This window comes from Hyunsoonleella flava, assembly GCF_004310325.1.
GTDB classification, from domain to species: Bacteria; Bacteroidota; Bacteroidia; order Flavobacteriales; family Flavobacteriaceae; genus Jejuia; species Jejuia flava.
The window spans coordinates 38,766-61,742 of sequence record NZ_SIRT01000013.1 but is presented as its reverse complement, the minus strand read 5'-3'; the positions used below and the strand labels follow the sequence as shown (position 1 = coordinate 61,742).

The window sequence follows — 22,977 nt, the reverse complement described above, 5'->3', positions numbered from 1 at the left end:
AAAATTCTAAACCAACTATTTAAACCATTCAAAGTAAAATTATTTAAAATGAAGTATTATTCCGTTTTTTTCTTTCTATTCTGTCTTAGTGTATTTGCCCAAAATGTTACCGTTGAAGGCGAATTAAAGCAGTGGCATAAAGTAACGCTTAGTTTTGAAGGTGAAGAACTGCATGAGTATGATGCGGATAATCCCTTTTTGAATTATCGGTTGAATGTTATTTTTAAAAATAACGGAAGAATATTTACAGTTCCAGGGTTTTTTGCTGCCGATGGTAATGCTGCTGAAACCAGCGCTTCATCTGGAAAAATCTGGAAAGTAAGATTTGTGCCTGATGCTATTGGAGAATGGGAATACGAAGTGTTTTTTAGATACGGAAAAAATATAGCATTAAGTGACGATATTTACGAAGGTGAAGCTGTTGGTTTTCATGGTATGAAAGGTAGTTTTAGCATTGAAGAATCAACAGGAGAGACATCAATATTTAGGCAAAAAGGTAGATTAATTTATGATGGCACAACTTACGCTGCACATGCTGATACCAAAGCCCCTTTTTTAAAGGGAGGTGCTGGTAGTCCAGAGAATTTTTTAGCATACCATGAGTTTGACCAAACACCAGCGTCTCATAAATATGAAGCGCATACTAAGGATTGGAATACTGGCGACCCAACATGGCAAAACGGTAAAGGAAAATCGATTATTGGGGCTCTAAATTATCTGGCTTCTAAGGGTATGAATTCTGTATATTTTTTAACAATGAATGTTCAAGGTGATGGTGACGACGTTTGGCCTTGGACGGATATGAATGAGCGCTATCGTTTTGATTGCAGCAAATTGGATCAATGGGAAAAGGTTTTTGATCACATGGATGATTTGGGAATAGTGTTGCACATTATTACCCAAGAAACAGAAAATGAACTGCTGCTAGATATTGGTGAGTTAAAAACACAACGTAAGCTTTATTATAGAGAAATGATTGCAAGGTTTTCTCATCACTTAGGCGTGATTTGGAATTTAGGTGAAGAAAATGGTTATCAAACCTGGTCGCCAAAAGCACAAAACGATGCTGATAGAAAGGCAATGGCGCGCTACATTAAAACTAACGATCCTTATAAAAATTTGGTAGTAATACATACGCATGCAGTGGCTTATGCACAAGATCATATTTTAAATCCGTTGTTGGGAGATCAATACATAGACGGTATTTCGATGCAAATACAAAAGCCCGAAGATGTAAATTATACGACCAAAAAATGGATTAAAAAGTCCAAAGATTTTAATAAACCATGGGTGGCGTTTTTAGATGAAATTGGGCCAGCACATACTGGATCAAAACCTGATGCCGATGACCCTAATCATGATAGTATGAGGTCTAATGTGCTTTGGGGTAACCTAATGGCTGGTGGCGCTGGTGTAGAGTGGTATTTTGGTTATAAATATGATCATAATGATTTAAAATGTGAAGATTGGCGTTCTAGAGACATCCTCTGGAATCAAACAAGACATGCGTTAGATTTTTTTAAAACTTATTTGCCATACGAGGATATGGTGGCTGCAGATGATTTAACAGAAAACAAATCAGATTATATTCTCGCTAAAAAAGGAGAGGTTTATGCCATTTACCAACCTAATGCGGAACCATTAAAATTGAATCTAACAGGAGTTTCGGGTAAATTTAATGTGCGATGGTACAACCCAAGATTAGGAGGGGATTTAAAGAAAGGTAAAGTGAAATCTGTTACAGCTGGCAAGCTAGTTTCATTAGGTATGCCACCAGAAAAAACGGGGGATTGGGTAGCCTTGGTTACAAACAAATCAAAAGAAACTAGAATTAATGAGGTCTCAGAAGCATCTGTAGTTTTAAACGCTCTATCGGATTTTCAAATCATTGAAGGGGATGTTAGTTATTATAAGGACAAAAGAAATAAAGCTTTAGCGATAAATGCTTCCAAAGAAGAACAAAGAAAAGGATTTGCTAGTGCAAAAACCACATTTAATGGTGAAACGGGCATGTATAAGTTACTGCTAAATGCGATGGCAGAACAAGATGGAGAATCAAGCTATACCATTAGTATCAATAAAACATTGGCAAAAACCGTCACAAATCCTCAGGTTAGTGAATCATTCAAAAGGGTAGAACTCAATTTTGGAACACTGTATCTTAAAACAGGAGATGTAATTACCATAACATCCAATGCGCATTCAAACGGTAGACTTCCAGAAAAAGGAGGAACCGCATGGTCTAGAGGTAGATGGAATGCGCTATCATTTTTTGAATCTGACATTCTGAAACATGAGGATTTACAAAACGCTACTGCATTTGAAGCACATGAAAACAATATTGAGGTAGAAGCGGAAGACTTTCATTTCAACACAAATAATAATAGTCCAAGAAAATGGTACGTTAGAAAAGCAAATGAACATGCACCATTGCTCAATATTGATGACCATACTGCAAATGCTAGTGGGGAAGCTTACATTGAAGCCTTGCCGGATACAAGAGTAGTTCATAAAGATAAACTGGTTAGAGGCGAAAATTTTTATCCTATACCTGGAGCCGGAGGAGTTGTAGCCTATAAAGTCAGCATTAAAACTCCTGGAAAATATTATGTTTGGGTAAAAGCGTTTTCTAGTGGGGCAGAAGATAACGGAATTCATGTTGGATTAGATGGACACTGGCCAGAAAGCGGACAAAGAATTCAATTATGTAAGGGAAAGCATAATTGGACTTGGTCCTCCGCTCAACGTGTACCAGAGAATCACTGTGGCACACCAAATACCAATTATCTTGACATCAAAGAAGCAGGTGAGCATATTATAATGTTTTCAATGCGCGAAGATGGTTTTGAGTTGGATAAATTCCTTTTAACAACAGACGCCCAATATAAACCTGAATAGATGCTTTTCTACTAACAAATATCTTCAAAATAGAACGTTAATACGTTTTTTTTCTGTTCTTAATTTCGTTACATTTGGCGACAATTAAAAACAAGAATAGACTATGAGATTAATTAAATTATCAATTTTAGCAATTGTTGTAAGTATTGCTTCGTGTCAGAGTAAACCAGGTAAAATAACTAAAGCCGATTTAAAAACTGAGAAAGATTCAGTAAGTTATGCTGCTGGACTTCAAATAGGAGAAATGGTTAATGCTAACTTTATCGAAATAGATAACGATAAATTCTTAGCAGGATATATGCAAATTCTTGATTCTGCAGAGGTTTATTTGGATGATGAAACTCGCCAATCGATTATACAAAGTTATATGCAGAAAAATAGGACTGCAATAATGGCAAAGCAACAGGCGATGAATGCAAAAAAAGAGGAAAAAAGAAAGAAAGAGTTAGAAGTAAAGTTTGCTGCTAATAAGGAAGAAGGTGAGAAATTCTTAAAAGAAAACGTTGCTAATGAAGGTGTAATGACAACCGATAGTGGATTACAGTATATTGTACTGAAAGAAGGTGATGGAGATAAACCAACCACTGCAGACAGAGTTAAAGTACATTACCATGGTACTTTAATTGACGGTACTGTGTTCGATAGTTCTGTTGATAGAGGAGAGCCAACAGAATTTGGTATTACACAAGTGATTCCTGGATGGACAGAAGGGCTACAGTTAATGAGTGAAGGTGCAAAATATAAGTTTTTTATTCCGCAGGAATTAGCTTATGGTGCTAACCCAAGACCAGGTGGGGAGATTAAGCCTTTTTCAATGTTAATTTTTGAAGTGGAATTATTAGAGATCTTAAACAAATAAAATTTTTTCTAAATTTTTAATAAATAAAAAACAGGAGGCTATATGCTTCCTGTTTTTTTTGTTTATATTGAATTAAATACGTTTAAAATATGACGCACAAAGCAGGTTTTGTAAACATTATTGGTAACCCAAATGTGGGTAAATCCACATTGATGAATGCGTTTGTTGGCGAAAAACTTTCGATTATTACTTCAAAAGCGCAAACCACACGCCATAGAATTTTAGGGATAGTTAATGGTGATGATTTTCAAGTAGTGTTAAGTGATACTCCAGGAATAATTAAACCAGCTTATGAGTTACAGGCCTCTATGATGGATTTTGTGAAATCTGCCTTTGAAGATGCCGATGTTTTAATTTATATGGTCGAAATTGGAGAACAAAATCTCAAGGATGAAGCCTTCTTTAAAAAAATAACCAATGCAAAAATACCAGTACTTCTTTTGCTAAATAAAATTGATACTTCTAATCAAGAACAATTAGAAAATCAGGTGCAGCTTTGGGCAGAAAAGGTGCCAAATGCAGAAATTTTTCCTATTTCAGCATTGCAAGGTTTCAACGTAAAAGAAGTGTTTAACCGTATTCTAGATTTACTACCGGAATCTCCTCCATTTTATCCAAAAGACCAGCTCACAGATAAGCCAGAACGTTTCTTTATTAATGAAAAAATTAGAGAAAAAATACTGCTTCATTATAAAAAGGAAATTCCTTATGCTGTTGAAATAGAAACCGAAGAATTTTTTGAAGAAGAAACTATAATTAGAATACGATCTGTTATCATGGTTGAACGTGAAACCCAAAAAGGTATCATTATAGGGCATAAAGGAAGTGCGCTAAAGCGTGTAGGCGTAGAGGCAAGAAAGGATTTAGAAGTGTTTTTTGGCAAGCAAATTCACTTGGAATTGTATGTGAAAGTGAATAAAAATTGGCGTAGTAATCAAAACCAGTTGAAGCGTTTCGGTTATAATAATAATAAGTAATGGTGCATCTAACGCTTTAAATTTAAACTATAATAATTACTTTTTGATTAGGTAACCTTTAGTTAACCTAAAAAATTAATATTTGTAAGTCTCAAAAAGTTAGTTTGGGTTAGTTAGTTTTTAAAGCTTTGGTTGATCCCCCTCAATTAAGGCTTTTTTTGTTGTAATACATTGTCCATTACATCCCTAAGCTGTATCATTTCTTTTTTACTAGAGTCTCTACCTATTCTGCCAGCGAAGTATAGAACAAACCAAATAATCACCATAAGTACCATAAGGCTTACTTGTATCATAAAGTCAGATTTTAAACTCCAGTTGGTATACGCCCAAATCCCAATAGCTATAAAAAGCGATGCTACTACAAAATGCAAAAACATAAACATGGTCCACACTGTCGGGTTTGGGCCATATAAACCATGTAATAAACTAGAACTTTGGTCAACCTCGTCAATCTCCAAATGTAGTTGGGGCGACCAAAAATGCTGGTCTTTCTTCGGGTATTTTATAAAAACATGATTATCAATTCTAGTGATGGTAAAGTCGGTTTGAGATGCTTTTAAATCTTCAAACCGCTTTAAAACCGTTTCGTTGTTTTCATTCAATTCAATTTTAAAGCGCGGCCTTAAAACAATGTCGTTAGTAGTTGGCATAATGTTTAGTTTGCTTCGTTAAATTACTGTTTTTTCTTCAATTTTATATAGTACCTTTGCACCCAATTAAAGAAGCATGGGAAATATAGTTGCTATAGTAGGAAGACCAAATGTTGGAAAGTCAACGTTTTTTAATCGTTTGATACAAAAACGAGAAGCTATTGTTGATGCAGTTAGTGGTGTGACTAGGGACAGGCATTATGGGAAAACCGATTGGAATGGAAGAGAGTTTTCCCTAATTGATACCGGTGGTTATGTTAAAGGAAGTGATGATGTTTTTGAAGCCGAAATTGATAAACAAGTGGAGCTTGCTATTGATGAAGCAGATGCCATAATTTTCATGGTGGATGTAGAAACTGGTGTTACAGGGATGGACGAAGATGTAGCGCGATTACTTCGTAAAGTTACAAAACCAGTTTTTTTGGTGGTGAACAAGGTTGATAACGGAAAACGTGCCGAAGATGCTGTAGAGTTTTATGCATTAGGATTAGGAGATTACTACACCGTAGCCAGTATTAACGGAAGTGGTACAGGAGACTTACTAGATGCGCTAGTTGAAGCACTACCAGAAAAAGAAGAAGTAATTGAAGAAGACTTACCACGTTTTGCTGTGGTTGGTCGACCAAATGCAGGGAAATCGTCATTTATAAATGCTCTAATTGGAGAAGATAGATATATTGTAACCGACATTGCAGGTACAACACGAGATGCTATAGATACTAAATATAACCGCTTTGGTTTTGAATTTAATTTGGTAGATACTGCGGGAATTAGACGAAAATCAAAGGTAAAAGAAGATTTAGAGTTTTACTCTGTAATGCGAAGCGTTAGAGCTATTGAGCATGCCGATGTATGTCTTTTGGTTTTAGACGCTAATAGAGGATTTGATGGACAGGTTCAAAATATATTTTGGCTTGCAGAACGTAACCATAAAGGTATTGTAGTTTTAGTTAACAAATGGGATTTGGTAGAGAAGGATCATAAATCGATGAAAGACTATGAAAAGGCAATAAGAAAACAGATGGAGCCTTTTACTGATGTACCAATTGTATTTATTTCAGCATTGACAAAACAGCGAATTTATAAGGCGATTGAAACTGCAGTTGAGGTCTATAAAAACCGTTCTAAAAAGATTAAGACCAGTCAACTTAATGAAGTATTATTACCAATAATAGACCACTATCCACCACCAGCATATAAAGGCAAATTCGTTAAGATTAAATATATCATGCAGTTGCCCACACCACAACCACAATTTGCATTTTTTTGCAACTTACCACAATATGTAAAAGATCCTTACAAACGGTTTTTAGAAAATAAACTTCGCGAGAACTTTGGGTTTACGGGTGTGCCGATAAGTGTTTATATGCGGAAGAAGTAGATTGTCCAGATTATTTATCGAAATTTTAAAATTCCACTTGGTGGACTAAAATATAAATGTATCTTTGTGTCATACTTAAATAGTACACTAATGCATTATGTATGATAGCAATCAATAATCTGTCTTATGGTTACAGTAAGCAAAAACCTTTATTTGAAGATTTAAACCTAAGCCAGAATAATGGAAATATAATAGGCTTGTTGGGTAAGAATGGTGCTGGAAAAACAACACTTTTAAAGCTTATTTCAGGATTATTGGAAATACAAAAAGGTGAATTGACGGTTAATGGTTTTAAACCTTTTAAGAGAGCACCTGATTTTTTGTCTAATATTTTTTTTGTAAGTGACGATCCCTTTCTTCCATCGTTAACTATTAAAGCTTACCTAAAAGTCTATGGTGCACTTTATAAGAATTTTGATTTTGAAAAAATGTACAAAATTATAGGTGCATTTGAGCTCAAAGCAGATAACAAGCTAAAAAATATGTCTTTCGGACAGCAAAAAAAGTTTATTATTGCTTTTGCATTGTCTACTAATTGTAGCATATTACTATTAGATGAGCCTACAAATGGGTTGGATATTCCTTCAAAAAAAATATTTAGAAAAGTATTGGTAGATTTTATTGAAGATGATCAATTGGTCATTATTTCCACACATCAAGTTAAAGATGTGGAAACCCTCATAGATAAAATTGTTCATATTGAAAATGGACGTATTGTTTTTGAAAAAGACGTATTCAAAATAACAGAGAAGTTTCAGTTTAAAACAGTAAATGCCATCAGTGGCTTATTAGATGTTAAATATTCTGAAAAATGTCCTGGTGGTTATAGGGTTATTATGCCTGTTATAGAAAACGAAGAAACAGAGCTGGATATAGAACTTTTATTTAATGCCATTTCCAATAATGTAGAAATTAATATATAAGCTATGGGTTTGCAAAAATATTTTAATTTAAATAGGTTTTATAAGTACTTAAAGTATGACTTGACTTTAAACGGAAAAACTTACGCACTAGCTTTGCTTGGACTATTTGTAGTTTTATTTATAGTAGATGTTTTTACATTGAGCACAGCAAGTTCTAGAGTGAATTTTAATAGAAACTATTACACTCCTATATTCATATTTTTTCTTATTTTAACGGGAGTAGTAAGTGCTGGTACATCTTTTTCAGCCTTGCGATCTTCCAAAACCAGCATACATTATTTACTTATCCCGGTTTCAAACTTTGAAAAGTTTATTGTTCAATTTCTTATTCGTATTGTGGGGTTTGTGTTATTGTTTTTACCGCTTTATTGGCTAACATTTAAACTTGCATATGGTTTTTATAGTCTTTTTGCGATAGTCTCAGAAAATGTTGAAAGTTACAATATGTTAAGCCCATTTCAATGGCAAGAAAATAAAGTGGATATATATATTCTTGTTTCTCTTGCCAGCGGATTGATTTTATTTGCTTTCTGTGGTGCGGCTAGTTTTAAAAAATATGCACTATTTAAATCTATTTTAACTTTTGCGCTATTTGTTTTAGCTTGGTTTTTATTGATGGTAATTCTGTCTCACATATTTTATGACCATGATTCTAAAGATTTATTAGAAATCAACTTAAGAAGTTATAAGCTTGAGGAAGGTGTTTATAATACTCAAATTTATGCTACGATTCTTTTTGCTGGATTAAGTTTGCTTTTATTACCACTAGCATACTTTAAATTAAAAGAGAGAGAAACCTAATATGGAGTTTAAGGAAAATAGAGGGATTTATTTACAGATAGCTGATAGCCTGTGCAATCAAATTTTAGACGGTAGGCTAAAACCTAATGATAGAGTGCCGTCTGTACGAGATTTAGCTGTGGAGTTAGAAGTTAATAGAAATACCGTTATGCGTAGTTATGCCCATTTACAAGACGAAGGTATTTTTGATAACAAACGCGGTGTTGGGTTTTTTGTGGCAGAACATGCCATTGAAAAAATAAAAGAAAAAGAGAAAACGTATTTTTTTGAAAACGATTTACCAGGTGTACTTCAAAAAATTAGACTTTTAAAATTAAACAGCTCTGAGCTAAAAAAACTCATACAGGAAATACATAAAAACGATTAGATGAAAACGTCAAAATATATACAAGTCGCTTTATTGATATTCATTTTTGCTACTACATTAGTGTTGTTTTTGGATGCTAAGACTATTACCATAACCCCAAAGTCACTGCATAAAGTAAAGGGCTATTATGACTCTAAATTGCTTGATGATTTTTCTGTGATTGTAGCCGAAAAAAACAGTAAATTCTGGATCAGAAATGATTCTATAAGTAGCGTTTATTACCAACATAGGGATAAGGATGGGCGCTCAAAATCAGATTTTGAATTTGAGTGTTTTAGTTTAAAGAATGACACCCTGTTTGTAAGTAGTGTAGATGAAAATTATTGGTTATATGTAAACACTCAATCTGTGAACAAAATTATTGGTAAAGAAAATTCAGAAATAGGATTATCCGGTTATTACAGTGATACCCTAAATATAACAATAACAAAAGCTAAAATTAAAGGTTCTTTAAGGAACGATTCCATAAACGTATTAAAAATTGATGCCAATAATCATTCTAATATTCTTTTTGGGAGAATCACAAGAAAAGTTATTGACAGCATTACCAAAGAGGAAAAATTCATACCACTTAATGACAAGTTAAAGGAAGCTGAGATTACTTTAAAAGATCATTCAACGATTAAAATAACAAAACCTCAAAAACTTATTATTGAATCTGATGATACTAGTCATTATACAATTTTCAATGGTAACTCCAACGGAAAAGAACTCATAACGACTTCGACATTAGAAATAGTTAATTAACATGCACAAATAAAACAAATTGAGATAGTTTTAGTATTAAAGTTAAATTTCACACAATTTATATCTTATTTAAGAATTTGTACACAAAATATCACTTATATTTAATGTCTATAAGATATTGCAGTTACTCCATAATGAAAAAATTAACCGTTCTATTATTGTTTATTGCCCTTTCAGGTTTTTCCCAAATACTTGAGCCGGTAAAATGGACTCCTTCCGTGAAAAAGATTTCTGAAAACGAATATGATATTGTGCTTACTGCTGATATTAAAAGCAGCTGGCATTTGTATTCACAACACCTTGCCGAAGGCGGGCCATTGCCCACAGTATTTAGGTTTGTGCCTAACGACAATTATGAATGTGAAGGCCAGCCATCAGAAGAAGAAGCCAAAGAAGTATATGAAGATGTTTTTGAAATGAACGTAAAATACTTTGAAAACAAAGCAGTTTTTAAACAGCGCATCAAAACGAACACTAAAAGGCCTTTAAAAATAGAAGGCGAGATCAACTATATGTCCTGTAACACCGAAAAATGTATACCAGGACACACAAATTTCGAGATATCAATCAAATAAACTATTAATTATGAAAAAACTCCTTTTTATCCTTTTTGTTGGGGTAATATCATCGCATATTTATGCACAAAAAAGCATTGAAAATCCAGAGTATGGGCTCGCCACATATCCAGGAGAAATTACAAAAATTGAAATGCTAGACACCACAACGGTTTTGCATTTCAAATTAAAAAAGTTGCCATGGGGTTACTTTCATTTGCATGAAGAATCATATATCCAAGATTTAAGCGGAGATAAAAAACTATTTACTACTAAGCTCACAGGAGCAAAATTCAAAAGAAATTTTTTTCCAAAATCGAGAGAAGTCACATATCAGTTATATTTTCCGCCTTTAAGCAAAACTGTTAAAACTATTGAGTTTGGTGTGGAAAAAGAACGTGGCGGTGGTATTTATGATATTGTAATACAAGAAGATGAAAATAGTATAATATTGCCAAAAGAGCTTAGAGGGAACTGGTTTTTAGCCGATGGTAGTAATCGTTGGGATTATGGGTTTAATTCGAAATATGCAATTGTAGACGGTATTGTTTGGAATTATAAATCTGTTGAAAGAAATGGTAAAAAATATACCATAACTCTAGAGAAAAATGGTGATATTAAAACTATAAATGCAAAATTAGGTAAAAACGAGATAGTAGGTTTTGGTAGTTCACCAAAATCACTTCAAGATTATAGTTTTAAAAGAGTATTTAATCCTGATTTTAAAACGAAAGGAGATGCGCCGTTTGAAAACATTGCGTTTGAAATAGGAGCCACTACATATTCGGGTATTATAAAAGGGTTTTCAGAAAAAATGAAACAAAAAACAGGAATGCTGTACGTTAATAACCCATTTAAAGGTAGTCAAGAATCTCATTTGGTTAAGATAAATACTGATGGAAGTTTTAAAGTAACATTTCCGTTAACACACCCGCAAACGGTATACGTTAAAATGCCTACGGGAATATATGATGTTTTTTTAGAACCTAAGAAAACAGCATTTCATTACATACATAATGACGAGTCTTTTTTTATGGGAGACAATGCAAGTGCGAATTCAGATTTGCAACAATTAAAAGGTATTAGGCTAAGGTTAAATAAGGAACAATACAAAAAAATGGGAGAAACGTCTCCTGAGGAGTATACACAATTGTGCCAAAAACTAAAGGGTGAATCTTTCGATAAGCTTAAAGCATTTCAAAAAGATAAGATCATTAGTGAAAAAGCACTGCAAATAAAAAGTGCAGAAATTGAATTAGGATTTTACAACATGCTCTTGAGTTATGATATGAATCGCCGTTCTATAGTTTCTAAAAATAAAAAAGCCAAAAAAGAGGAGGATAAAGTGCCGTACAAGGAGTTTGAGGTGAATGATAAATATTATCATTTTTTATCTCGTGATATTTTAGATAATAAGGCGTTGATCTTGTCGCATAGCTTTTACTTTTTCACGAATAGGTTAATTTATGCCCCTATTTTCAGAGAAGACCGAAACTTTAGTCAGCCATCAAAATCGGAAATAGCATTTTGGCTTCAAAAAGTTGGGGTAGAATTAACTGCTGAAGAATTAAACATGGCAGAATTGAGCAAGCAAATTGAAACTCCTGAAATGCTTGCTAAAAAAGAGAAATTTGAAAAGACTTATGGTGATACCCGACAAGCCTTCTATAAAAAATATAGAGAACATTTTAAGGATGCATCAGCATATTTAAAGAAACAAGACCAGCGCAAACACGACTTTATTCTTAATGTAGTAGACTATTTAAAAACCAAGGATATTTCAATAACAGAGAAGGAAGCTAAAATGGTAGAAGCGTTAAACGTTTTAAAAACACCTGTAGAAATTGAAGAAGAACGTTTGTTTAATAAACAATTTGCTAGTGCTATCAAGATGTTTAATACTAAATATATGGAGCATAGTTCTGAAATTTTTAGAGAACGGTTAAATAAAGTACGGGATGAAAAGATGCAAGCATTTTTTGGAACCCAAAATTCCTTTATGCAGGATGTAATGAGAATGCAAACCCTGTGTAAAAAGTTTGAAAATTACAAGTTTTATGAAGGTAATACGCTAGCTATTGCGCAGGAAGAGTTGCAAACCTCATTTTTAAAAGACTATTTGGCTTTTTGCAATCAGCAAATCAAAGAAAAGATAGAGCGCAACAAGACCAAAGGAGGATATACAGTACACAATGTGGAAAAAAGTGAAGGCGATGACTTATTTTCATCAATGCTTGAAAAATTTAAAGGGAAAGTAGTTTACGTAGATTTTTGGGCTACCTGGTGTGCCCCATGTAAATCTGGTATAAAAAGGATTGCACCATTAAAAGAAGAAATGGCCGATGAAGATGTCGTGTTTTTATACGTAACCAATCAAACCTCTCCTGAAGGCACATGGAAGAACGCTATCGCTAATATTAAAGGAGAACACTATCGAGTTTCAGACGATGAGTGGAATTATTTAGTGCAGAAATTTAATATTTCAGGAATCCCGCATTACACATTGGTGGATAGACAAGGAAATGTGGTAAAGCCAAAACTAGGCCACATGTCCAATAATGGTATAAAACGAATCTTAAAAGCGGAAATGGATAAATAGTGCTATTTCCTAGTGCAATAAAATAGAGTTTAAATAAAAAGGAGAGGTGATAATCTCTCCTTTTTTATGCGTTTATATAAAGTCTTATTATATCTGAATAGTTTTACCAACTCCCTCCAGCACCACCCCCAGAGAATCCGCCACCTCCACCGAAACCGCCAAATCCTCCACCAGAAGACCAACCACCTCCACCAGAACTACCACCCCAGCCACTAGAACCTTTGCGATAACTACCACGGCCCATATTGCTTAGGATAATAGCTTCTAGTAAATCACTACCATCAACACCCCCTGTTCTTCCACCGCTGCTGCCGCCGTTCCGTCGGTTTTTAGAAATAGCTAAAAGAATTATGATAAATACAAAAAAGAGAAAAAAGATAAGTCCAATTGGGATCCCATTGCTCTTACTCTTCCTTTTTGTGTTTTTATATTCACCACTAAGAACCTCGAAAATAGTGTTAGTGCCTTTGTCTAAACCTGAATAATAATCTCCTCTTTTAAATTCAGGAACAATTATATTTCTTATAATTTCCCCTGTTACACCTGCAGTCAGTTTATGTTCTACTCCATAACCTGGTGATATCCATATTTTTCTATCATCTTTGGCTAGAAGGATGAAAACACCATTATCTTCTTTTTCTTGACCAATTTCCCATTTTTGCCCCCATCTTGGCGCTAAAAGACCAATGTTTTCTCCTTTGGTTGTTGGTATGATAACAACTAGTATTTCAGTAGAAGTTGTATCGCTATAATTTTTTAGTTTATTATAAAGCGATTTAGATTCAAAATCTGTTAAAGTGTTGGTGCTGTCTATAACCGGAGGTATAAAACTTGGTTTCTTAGGAATATCATATTGCCCAAAAGCCTGCTGAAAAAAGCTAACCGACAGAAAAAAGAAAATGATTAAAAACTTTATTTTATAATTCAACTTTTAGATATTTCATTTGGTAACTCATTTTTATCATCACTGGCGTATGGGAAATGGTTTTTTAACTCTTTTCCAGCCATTAATATGCCTTGAACTAAACCCCTACAGAAGTCACCAGTTTTAAAATGACTTTGAATAGTATCCTTTGTGTTATTCCAGAAATCTTTGGGAACTACTCTATTTATTCCAGTATCTCCATAAATGGTAAAAGTGCGGTCTTCAACAGCAACGTAGATCAGAACTCCATTTTGAGCTTTGGTATTGTCCATTTTAAGAGCATGAAAAACTTCTAGGGATCGTTGATAAAGGTTTCCTTTAGAAGATTTTTCTATATGCACTCTTATCTCACCAGAGGTGTTTAATTCGGCCATTCTTATGGCTTCTATAATTTCCTCTTCTTCTAATGCGGAAAGGAAATTTTCTATTTTAGACATAATCGTTTAATTAAAGTCCATCTCCTCAACTTCCACAGGTTTATCAGCACCAACCTCTGATTCAAAATTTGGTTTTTCATCAAAGTTTAAAATACCCGCTAGAATATTTCCAGGAAATTGTCTTACATGGATATTGTATGGTTTTATAGCTTTATTAAAGCGCATTCTTGCTGTTTGAATTGTATTCTCAGTGCTAGTTAGTTCATCTTGTAGTTTTAAAAAGTTTTGATTGGCCTTAAGTTCAGGATACCTTTCAACTGTAACTAGTAAACTTTTTAATGCGCCGCTCAGGCCGCCTTGAACCTTATTATACTGGGCCAATTGCTCTGGAGCTACATTAGCTGGATCAATAGATATTGATGTAGCCTTTGCTCTAGCATTGATAACTGCTTCTAGGGTGCTTTTCTCAAAGTTAGCAGCACTTTTTACAGTATTTACCAAATTTCCAATTAGATCATTTCTTCGCTGGTAAGAAGTTTGAACGTTACCCCAGGCTTCTTTTACAGATTCATCTAGTCTTACAGCCATATTATTAAAATTCTTTCCCCAAGAATAAAGTCCAATGACTATAATTCCAATGATAATCCATGGCAAAAATTTCTTCATGATAATAGTTTTAATTAATATTTAGTGTTATTAGTTAGACTCAAAATTGATTGAAAAGTTACATCGTTTTTTTTTTGACTAAAAGTAATAAAATTAGGAGTAAGTAAAATAGTTTGGAGCAAGCAGTTTGCCTCTTTTTTATTGTTTTGTTTGAGGTGGCTATCTTAAAGATGATTCTTAATCTTAATCAACTGGCTTTTTATGCCCTCTAGCTTACTAACAATTTCAAAGTTGCTTAACGCTTGTTTTTTTTCTTCTTTCAAATGAATTTTAGCACCTTCTAACGTAAACCCGCGTTCTTTTACCAGATGATAAATAAATTTAAGGTTTTTGATATCCTCTGGTGTAAACTTTCTATTACCCTTAGCATTCTTCTTTGGTTTTAGAATATCAAACTCTTTTTCCCAAAAACGGATAAGTGAAGTGTTTACACCAAAAGCCTTAGCTACTTCGCCAATGCCGTAATATCGCTTTTCAGGTAAATCTATATGCATTAGTCGAGAGATTGGTTTTCTAAAGAAGCGTGCTCGAGCAATTTGCTAAATTCTTCAGCGGTTAAACTTCCGTAGTAAAAGTTAATCGGGTTAATGCGGTTACCATCCTTAAAAATTTCATAATGAAGATGAGGCGCTTCTGAGCGACCAGTGCTGCCTACAAAACCTATTAAATCCCCACGTTTTACTTTCTGGTTCTTTCTAACATTATACTTGTAAAGGTGTGCATACAAACTAGTATAACCAAAACCATGATCTATACGTATGTGTTTACCATAACCGCTGGAACCTGAATCTGCTCTTACTACTTTTCCATCACCAGAGGCATAAACTGGAGTGCCTCTAGGAGCAGTAAAATCCATACCCCAATGCATTTTTCTTGCCTTAGTAAATGGATCAGAACGCATACCATATCCAGATGCCATTCTGGTTAAGTCTTCATTACTTACGGGTTGTATTGCGGGAATAGCAGCTAATAATTTCTCTTTTTCCTCGGCTAAAATCGCTATTTCGTCAAGTGATCTAGATTGCACCACTATTTGCTTTTGTAATACATCCAAGCGTTTGCTTGTTTCAATAATTAATGATGAATTATCATAACCCTCTAAATTCTTATAGCGGTTTATCCCTCCAAAACCAGCTCGCCTTTGTTCTTCTGGGATAGGATTTGCTTCAAAATAAACGCGGTAAATATTGTTGTCCCTATCTTCTATATTTGCCAACACAGTTTCCGCTTCACTCATTTTTTTATTGAGTAAATCAAATTGCAATTGCATATTAGCAAGTTCTCGCTTAAGTTCTTTTTCTTTTGGAGATTCAAAATAATGGCCAGCAATAAAAACAAATAAAAAAGCAAAGAGTACCGAGGCCAATAAGAATACCATGATAAACTTAAAGGTATTACGTTTTTTGCGCTCTATTTTCCTATAGGAAAGTGATTCGGGGTCGTAATAATATTTTACCTTACTCATTACTTAAATTATGCTATTTTTGCAGCTAATTAGAGACAATAATAACACGTTAAATTTTATAGCTAAACGATTAAACCTACCAAAAAATTATGATTAGCCTAAGCTAATAATGATATAAAATAGGTGAGCTAACAAGAAAACTAAAAATATATGTTAGCGAGTAAAGATAAAAATTGTTTTACAAATACGGTAATTTAACGAGAAATAGCATGTTTATATAGATGAAATCTCAAGAAGTAAGGTCTAAATTCTTAAACTTTTTTAAAGATAAAAAGCATAGCATTGTACCGTCAGCCCCCATGGTATTAAAGGATGATCCTACCCTGATGTTTGTGAATTCAGGTATGGCACCTTTTAAGGAATATTTTTTAGGAAACGCCGAACCAAAAAGCAATAGGATAGCTGATACACAAAAGTGTTTGCGTGTATCGGGTAAGCATAACGATTTGGAAGAAGTTGGGTATGATACCTACCACCATACACTTTTTGAAATGCTGGGAAACTGGAGTTTTGGCGACTATTTTAAAAAAGAGGCCATTGCTTGGGCTTGGGAATTGTTAACCGAAGTTTATGGCATAGATAAAGATATACTTTACGTTACTGTTTTTGAAGGTGATGCAAAAGATGGTACCGATATGGATACCGAGGCTTATGATTTTTGGAAAGCTCATATAGCTGAAGATCGCATTCTAAAAGGTGATAAGAAGGATAACTTTTGGGAAATGGGAGACCAAGGCCCGTGCGGTCCATGTAGCGAAATTCATGTAGATATTCGTTCTGCGGAAGAAAAATCCAAAATTGATGGAAAGAATTTGGTAAACATGGATCATCCGCAGGTGGTTGAAATTTGGAATTTGGTATTCATGCAGTACAACCGAAAAGCTAATGGAGCTTTAGAAGTTTTACCTAATAAACATATTGATACAGGTATGGGCTTTGAGCGCTTGTGTATGGTTTTGCAAGGTGTACAGTCTAATTATGATACTGATGTGTTTACACCAATAATTAGAGAAATTGAAACCATTACTAACAAAAAATACGGAAAAGAAGAAAAAACAGATATTGCTATTCGCGTGATTTCAGACCATGTTCGTGCGGTAGCATTCTCAATAGCAGATGGGCAGTTGCCAAGTAATACAGGTGCTGGGTATGTTATTCGAAGAATTTTACGTCGTGCAGTGCGTTATGGGTTTACGTTTTTGGATAAAAAAGAGCCTTTTATTTATCGCTTAGTTGATGTGTTGAGCAAACAAATGGGAAAAGCTTTTCCTGAATTGAAAGCGCAAAAGCAATTAATAGAAAATGTGATTAAGGAGGAAGAGCAATCGTTTTTAAGAACCTTAGATCAAGGCTTAGTACTTTTAAATGGTATTGTTGAAGAGACTAAGGGTGATATGGTTTCAGGTGAAAAAGCTTTTGAATTATATGACACCTATGGGTTTCCAATAGATTTGACAGCTTTAATCCTTTCTGAAAAAGGACTAAAGCTAGATGAAAAAGGTTTTGAAAAAGAACTACAAAAGCAAAAAGACCGCTCCAGAGCTGCCAGTGAAATGTCTACCGATGACTGGACAATATTAGTAGATGATGCAGAAGAGGAATTTGTGGGGTATGATACCCTTGAGGCTAATGTGAAGCTAACCAGATATAGAAAAGTGTCTTCAAAAAAAGAAGGCGACATGTATCAATTAGTGTTTAACTTAACACCGTTTTACCCTGAAGGTGGTGGACAAGTAGGTGATAAGGGCTATTTAGAAGATACCCATGGCGATGTGGTTTATATTTTAGATACCAAAAAGGAGAATAATGTTATTATTCATTTCGCCAAAAACCTACCAAAACATATAGATGAAACCTTCAAGGCAGTGGTAGATACCAAACAACGCCATAGAACGGAATGTAATCATACAGCAACGCATTTGCTGCATCAAGCATTACGCGAAGTTTTAGGTGCGCATGTTGAGCAAAAAGGAAGTGCGGTACATTCCAAGTATTTGCGTTTTGACTTTTCTCATTTTTCTAAATTAACGGTTGAAGAATTGCGCGATGTAGAAAACTTTGTAAATAGAAGAATAGAAGGGAAGTTACCATTAATTGAAAAAAGAAATGTGCCAAAAGAGGAGGCAATTGCTGATGGTGCTATGAGTTTGTTTGGTGAAAAATATGGAGACACCGTCCGATCTATCCGTTTTGGCAAATCAATTGAACTTTGTGGTGGTACACACGTAGATAACACTGCTGATATTTGGCATTTTAAAATTGTATCAGAAGGGGCTGTGGCAGCTGGTATTAGGCGAATAGAAGCCATAACAAATGATGCGGTTAAAGACTTTTATCATGAAAACAACAGGGCGTTTTTTGAGATGAAAGACTTGCTAAATAATGCCAAAGAACCTGTTAAGGCACTTCAAAATCTTCAAGAAGAAAATTTCAACTTGAAAAAACAGATAGAGACTTTGTTGAAAGACAAAGCTAAGAACGTGAAAAATGAGCTTAAAAATGAGTTGCAAGAGATTAATGGTGTTCAATTCTTAGCAAAAAAATTAGATTTAGATGCTGGCGGATTGAAAGATGTAGCTTTCGAATTAGGGAGTCAGTTTGACAATTTGTTTTTGCTGCTAGCTACGGAGCAAAAAGGTAAAGCATTATTGTCTTGTTATATCTCAAAAGAATTAGTGTCAGGTAAAGATTTGAATGCAGGACAGGTGGTGCGAGAATTGGGTAAATATATCCAAGGTGGTGGGGGTGGACAACCATTTTTTGCTACCGCTGGAGGAAAGAATCCTGCTGGTATAGATGAAGCTTTAAATAGAGCTAAGGACTATATTTCGTAAATTTTGAACCTTCAAACCAAAATACCAGTACAAAAACAACCTAATTATCTAATAGATTACAACTCAAAAATTATATTATTAGGCTCCTGCTTTTCAGAGAATATTGGAAAAAAATTAGACTATTTCAAATTTCAAAACATCCAGAACCCCTTTGGAGTGTTGTTTCACCCTAAGGCGATTGAAACACTTTTGTCTAGGGCAATAAACGAAAAAAGGTATTTTGAAAATGATGTTTTTTTTCATAGTGAGCTGTGGCATTGTTTTGATGCTCATTCGGGATTAAGCGATATGTCTAAGGATAAATTAGTATCCAACCTAAATTCTGAATTAAAGAACCTCAGAAAATCAATAGTAAATACAACACATGTAATTATAACCTTAGGTACAGCCTGGGTATATCGTTTTTTAGAGTCAGATAAAATTGTGGCCAATTGTCACAAAGTGCCTCAAAAAGAGTTTAAAAAAGAATTGTTGTCAGTTGAAGATGTTTGCCAGTCTTTAGAAAATATAACATCATTACTTAAAAGAATTAATTCAAAGGCTACAATTATTTTTACCTTGTCTCCCGTTCGTCATTTAAAGGATGGATTTATTGAAAACACGCAAAGCAAATCGCATTTGGTTGCTGGGATTCATCAATTTTTGAATGAACAATCGTCAACTAATCATCAACAATCGTTCTATTTTCCTTCTTATGAAACTATGATGGATGAGTTGCGAGACTATCGTTTTTATGCCGAAGATATGATACACCCCAACCCAACGGCTATCAATTATATTTGGGAACAATTTAGGTCAGTTTGGATTTCAGAAGAAAGTTTTCAAATTATGGAAAAAGTAGATACGGTTCAGAAGGGACTTCAGCACAAACCCTTCAACCCAAATTCGAAAGCCCATAAAAAATTTCTACGAAAATTGGAAGTTCAAAAAGAGTCCATTTCTAAACGGTCTCCGCACATCAGATTCTAAGGTAATTGTTAAACTATAAATCAATCTTCGTATACACCTATAAATCAAAATATACGTAATTCTTCGTATTGATTCCCCTTCGTCATTGTTGCAGTTTTGTAATGTTATTAATCAATAAAATTATTCAACAATGAGAAATTTAAAACAAATTATGTTATTCGTAATGGTGGGATTATTACTAGCATTCACATCGTGTTCAAAAGATGATGATGGTAATGGCGGTGGTGCTGCCAATGGAGATGAGTTCGTAACCGTTAAAATTGACGGTGCAAATTTTTCTGCTTCAATGGACCCTGCATCTTTAATTAGTGCTGTCGTTAGCAATGGAGTCCTTGCAGTACAGGGGAGTACAAATGATGGGAAATATGTAACTATCAGAGTTTTTAACTACTCGGGTGCTGGAACTTATAGAACAGGTGACGCAGCTAGCAATGCCAGTACACTAATGTACGGAGAGGTGCTAACAGACCCAACAGATGGTTGGATTAGTAATGGTATTGTTGCTTTAGGAAATAGCGCGGCAACTGGTACTTTAACCGTTAATTCGGACGATGGCTCTACTGTGGAGGGGACTTTTTCTTTTACAGGTTACAATGGAAAAGATATGACTACAAAGTCTTTTACCGAAGGAAAGTTTAAAGCAGTAATAGAGTAAAACTTTTAGTGCGAGTACTCCAAAATTTTTGGGTACTCGTATTTATAAAACATTTTCAACAATGAGAAATATTAAAATATTTGTTTTTCTATTAGCTGGTACGCTAATGTTAAACGCGCAAAAAGCAGAAGCACCAGACCAGAGTTATGATCTTGGTGCAAAAATAGAAGAGATGACAATCTCAGACGGAGGAACGGTTATTTTGGCCACAAATGAAGGGTTGGCAGGCATTAAACCTGGGCAAGATGGTTTGTTGTTCAATTTTACCGATTACGGCAAAATAAACCCAGAAACAGAACTTGAAATAGTAACAGGTGCGCCTTACGCCATAGTAAGTAAGGCGGCATTTGGTGTTGGGATGGTTAAAAAAAGGTCTATAATAGACTATATATCTGGTGGTATAATTTTTAGTACAGAAAAAAATGGGTGGAAATCCGTTGGTATGACCAAGTTACTTATATCTCAAAACAGATTGATGGTAACGGGACAGCGTAAAGTAGGTAAGTTGTTTCCGCAGGCCTTAGTCATGTACGATTTATCTACAGGTAAAGAGTTGAGCCAATACATATTTAAAGGAACAAAAGCAGTTATGGGAATACCTTTAGTGCTTTCGGATGGTATTATTGTACCAACCACAAAAGGTTTAATGAAAGTTGATATGAACTCAGGGAATGTGCTTTGGGAAAACGAGTTGAAATATATCGGCTGGATGGTTGCAGATAAAACAGAAAAGGATATTTATGCCTTTGCAGCAACTTCAAATCGCAAGAACACAAAAATTTATAAGATAACCGCTAATGGTGCTTCGGCATGGGCAGATGAAAAAAAGGTAAAGGGTAATGTCACGAATTTTGAAATTTTACCACAAGGTTTGGCAGTAGTAAGTGATGTGGCCGACTCTGGAAAAAAAGGACTGGGCAAGTTGGCCTCTGCAGCAGCAGAATCTAAAATAACTTTACTAAGCGCTTCTACAGGAGATGATTTATGGGAGAAAGCGCCGAAAACCAAAGGGTATGTACAGCACTTTTATATTATGGATGATGGTATTCTCTTTGGGATTAAAGAAGGAGGCATTAACAAAGTATCCTTTGATGGGCAACCCCTGTTTAAAAAACCTTTAAAAACAGGGCCTAATATATTGACCATGGCAACAACACCCCAAGGTTTGATTTATATTACCTCGGAAGACGCCAATATTGTAAACCTTGAAACTGGAGATCAAGTTTGGCAAAAACCACTGAAGTTTAAAAGAGCCAACCTTGTATGCTCTGATTATGACAAGAAAGGCGATAGATATTTGATTTTAGCCGATGAAAAACTATTTAGTATTGATGCGAATTCTGGAACATCGGAATTATTGGCTGAAGCAGATTTTGAAGGTAAAGAGGATCCAACAGATATTGAAGTAAGGGATAGCGGTATTTTATTAACATCCGATCAAAATATGATGCTTTTGGATAGAAGTGGCAAAAAGATGTGGCATGAATATAAGCGAGCACCCGGGAAAAGTGCATTTGGAGCTATTTTGGCAGGTGCCGTGGCATTGGCCTCGGCAGCAGCCTCAGCCTCAGCAGCCTATGAAGCAGGTGGGGAGCGAAATTACATTGGACAGTATACGGCTAGGGGAGAACGATTAAACAATCTAGCACAAGGTATGGCAAATGTAAGTAATGCTTCTGTGCAGGAAATGCTAAAACGATTTAATGCCACCTCAGCAACTAAAAACGCTCAATTTGTGTTAACAAAATTGGATTCGGGTGTAGGGCTCGTAAAACTAAATAAAGATACTGGTAATGTAGAAAAAGAAATTTTGATAGAAGATAAAAAACCAGAGTATAAAGTAGATAAGTTCGGTGGTATGCTTTATTACAAGGCTACAGATAAAACTATTTACGCCTACGATCTAAAAAAATAAATCTTGTTGTTGAGATTTGTGATTGGGCGTGATAATCAGATTATTGCGCTTAATCTTTTTTTCTAACATTTGGTCGATAATTTAATAATCGTTTCACTTTTAATTGTAGATTTAAATTGCTATTAATCAGTTCATACAGAAAACATCAGTTACTTATTTTCAAGAAAAATTTAGGTGATTGGTGTTTTTTCTTTTTAGCAATCCTCTTCAATTTTTCGGTTAGCTTAAAGGTATTTTAATATGCTTACTAGTTTTATTGTTGCGGTTTTACTCGTGTTGTTAATCTTGATGTTTAAGGTTTTAATAGTTTCAAAAGATATGGTAGTTCGTTTTGAAGAAAGAAACAAAAGTCTTTTTGAAAGATACGTTCATCAAACCGAATTGCTAGATCAAAATAAAGAGCGGGTATATTTAT

The 22,977-nt window shown here is 34.5% G+C and carries 20 protein-coding genes; 14 read left to right on the top strand and 6 right to left on the bottom strand.

Annotated elements, in window-relative coordinates:
* Nucleotides 1-48: 48 nt before the first annotated feature.
* The 3 genes from EYD45_RS13775 (at nt 49) to era (ending at nt 4,734) form a co-directional block, all read left to right on the top strand.
* Nucleotides 49-2,898, top strand: a complete 2,850-nt coding sequence (locus tag EYD45_RS13775) for a DUF5060 domain-containing protein (protein ID WP_165453940.1) — start codon at nt 49-51, stop codon at nt 2,896-2,898.
* Nucleotides 2,899-3,001: 103 nt separating this feature from the next.
* Nucleotides 3,002-3,757, top strand: coding sequence for an FKBP-type peptidyl-prolyl cis-trans isomerase (locus EYD45_RS17025; RefSeq protein WP_130965139.1), 756 nt, complete (start codon nt 3,002-3,004; stop codon nt 3,755-3,757).
* Nucleotides 3,758-3,846: 89 nt separating this feature from the next.
* Nucleotides 3,847-4,734 carry a GTPase Era gene (gene era / locus EYD45_RS13765; protein ID WP_130965138.1) on the top strand — a complete coding sequence of 296 codons (888 nt, stop codon included), beginning with the start codon at nt 3,847-3,849 and terminating at the stop codon, nt 4,732-4,734.
* 146 nt (nt 4,735-4,880) lie between these two features.
* Here the strand turns inward: era and EYD45_RS13760 are convergent, their stop codons facing one another.
* Entirely contained in the window at nt 4,881-5,384 is a 504-nt protein-coding gene (locus tag EYD45_RS13760) for a GTP-binding protein (RefSeq protein WP_130965137.1), read from the bottom strand.
* Between the two features lie 76 nt (nt 5,385-5,460).
* On the opposite strand from EYD45_RS13760, the gene der reads away from it, so the two are divergent.
* The 7 genes from der (at nt 5,461) to EYD45_RS13725 (ending at nt 12,756) form a co-directional block, all read left to right on the top strand.
* Complete coding sequence (der, locus tag EYD45_RS13755; protein ID WP_130965136.1) at nt 5,461-6,765, top strand: ribosome biogenesis GTPase Der; 1,305 nt, start codon at nt 5,461-5,463, stop codon at nt 6,763-6,765.
* 101 nt (nt 6,766-6,866) lie between these two features.
* Entirely contained in the window at nt 6,867-7,688 is an 822-nt protein-coding gene (locus EYD45_RS13750; RefSeq protein WP_130965135.1) for an ABC transporter ATP-binding protein, read from the top strand.
* Nucleotides 7,689-7,691: 3 nt separating this feature from the next.
* Nucleotides 7,692-8,489 carry a hypothetical protein gene (locus tag EYD45_RS13745; protein ID WP_130965134.1) on the top strand — a complete coding sequence of 266 codons (798 nt, stop codon included), beginning with the start codon at nt 7,692-7,694 and terminating at the stop codon, nt 8,487-8,489.
* Between the two features lies 1 nt (nt 8,490).
* A complete protein-coding gene (locus EYD45_RS13740) occupies nt 8,491-8,856 on the top strand; it encodes a GntR family transcriptional regulator (protein ID WP_130965133.1) in 366 nt (121 codons plus the stop codon).
* Nucleotides 8,857-9,603: a hypothetical protein gene (locus tag EYD45_RS13735; RefSeq protein WP_130965132.1), complete on the top strand. Its 747-nt coding sequence runs from the start codon at nt 8,857-8,859 to the stop codon at nt 9,601-9,603. It begins immediately after the preceding gene.
* Between the two features lie 134 nt (nt 9,604-9,737).
* Nucleotides 9,738-10,178 (top strand): protein-disulfide reductase DsbD domain-containing protein, encoded by a 441-nt coding sequence (locus tag EYD45_RS13730; protein WP_165453939.1) that lies wholly within the window; start codon nt 9,738-9,740, stop codon nt 10,176-10,178.
* A gap of 10 nt (nt 10,179-10,188) precedes the next feature.
* Nucleotides 10,189-12,756: a TlpA family protein disulfide reductase gene (locus EYD45_RS13725; RefSeq protein WP_130965130.1), complete on the top strand. Its 2,568-nt coding sequence runs from the start codon at nt 10,189-10,191 to the stop codon at nt 12,754-12,756.
* 103 nt (nt 12,757-12,859) lie between these two features.
* Here EYD45_RS13725 and EYD45_RS13720 read toward each other — a convergent pair whose 3' ends face one another.
* The 5 genes from EYD45_RS13720 to EYD45_RS13700 form a co-directional block, all read right to left on the bottom strand.
* Nucleotides 12,860-13,684, bottom strand: a complete 825-nt coding sequence (locus tag EYD45_RS13720; protein ID WP_233702658.1) for a TPM domain-containing protein — start codon at nt 13,682-13,684, stop codon at nt 12,860-12,862.
* Entirely contained in the window at nt 13,681-14,118 is a 438-nt protein-coding gene (locus EYD45_RS13715) for a TPM domain-containing protein (RefSeq protein WP_130965129.1), read from the bottom strand. Before EYD45_RS13715 ends, EYD45_RS13720 begins: the two co-directional genes overlap by 4 nt.
* Nucleotides 14,119-14,124: 6 nt before the next feature.
* On the bottom strand, nt 14,125-14,724 hold the full coding sequence (locus EYD45_RS13710) for a LemA family protein (protein WP_130965128.1): 600 nt from the start codon (nt 14,722-14,724) through the stop codon (nt 14,125-14,127).
* A 164-nt stretch (nt 14,725-14,888) separates the two neighbouring features.
* Nucleotides 14,889-15,218 carry a MerR family transcriptional regulator gene (locus EYD45_RS13705; protein ID WP_130965127.1) on the bottom strand — a complete coding sequence of 110 codons (330 nt, stop codon included), beginning with the start codon at nt 15,216-15,218 and terminating at the stop codon, nt 14,889-14,891.
* Nucleotides 15,218-16,189, bottom strand: a complete 972-nt coding sequence (locus EYD45_RS13700; protein ID WP_130965126.1) for a M23 family metallopeptidase — start codon at nt 16,187-16,189, stop codon at nt 15,218-15,220. Before EYD45_RS13700 ends, EYD45_RS13705 begins: the two co-directional genes overlap by 1 nt.
* A 221-nt stretch (nt 16,190-16,410) precedes the next feature.
* Here EYD45_RS13700 and alaS point away from each other — a divergent pair, with 221 nt between their 5' ends.
* From alaS to EYD45_RS13680, 4 genes are all read left to right on the top strand, one after another.
* Nucleotides 16,411-19,023, top strand: a complete 2,613-nt coding sequence (gene alaS, locus EYD45_RS13695; RefSeq protein WP_130965125.1) for an alanine--tRNA ligase — start codon at nt 16,411-16,413, stop codon at nt 19,021-19,023.
* A gap of 3 nt (nt 19,024-19,026) precedes the next feature.
* On the top strand, nt 19,027-19,992 hold the full coding sequence (locus EYD45_RS13690; RefSeq protein ID WP_130965124.1) for a GSCFA domain-containing protein: 966 nt from the start codon (nt 19,027-19,029) through the stop codon (nt 19,990-19,992).
* A 130-nt stretch (nt 19,993-20,122) separates the two neighbouring features.
* Nucleotides 20,123-20,647 carry a DUF6252 family protein gene (locus tag EYD45_RS13685; protein ID WP_130965123.1) on the top strand — a complete coding sequence of 175 codons (525 nt, stop codon included), beginning with the start codon at nt 20,123-20,125 and terminating at the stop codon, nt 20,645-20,647.
* A gap of 61 nt (nt 20,648-20,708) precedes the next feature.
* Nucleotides 20,709-22,562: an outer membrane protein assembly factor BamB family protein gene (locus tag EYD45_RS13680; protein WP_130965122.1), complete on the top strand. Its 1,854-nt coding sequence runs from the start codon at nt 20,709-20,711 to the stop codon at nt 22,560-22,562.
* The last annotated feature ends 415 nt before the right edge of the window (nt 22,563-22,977 follow it).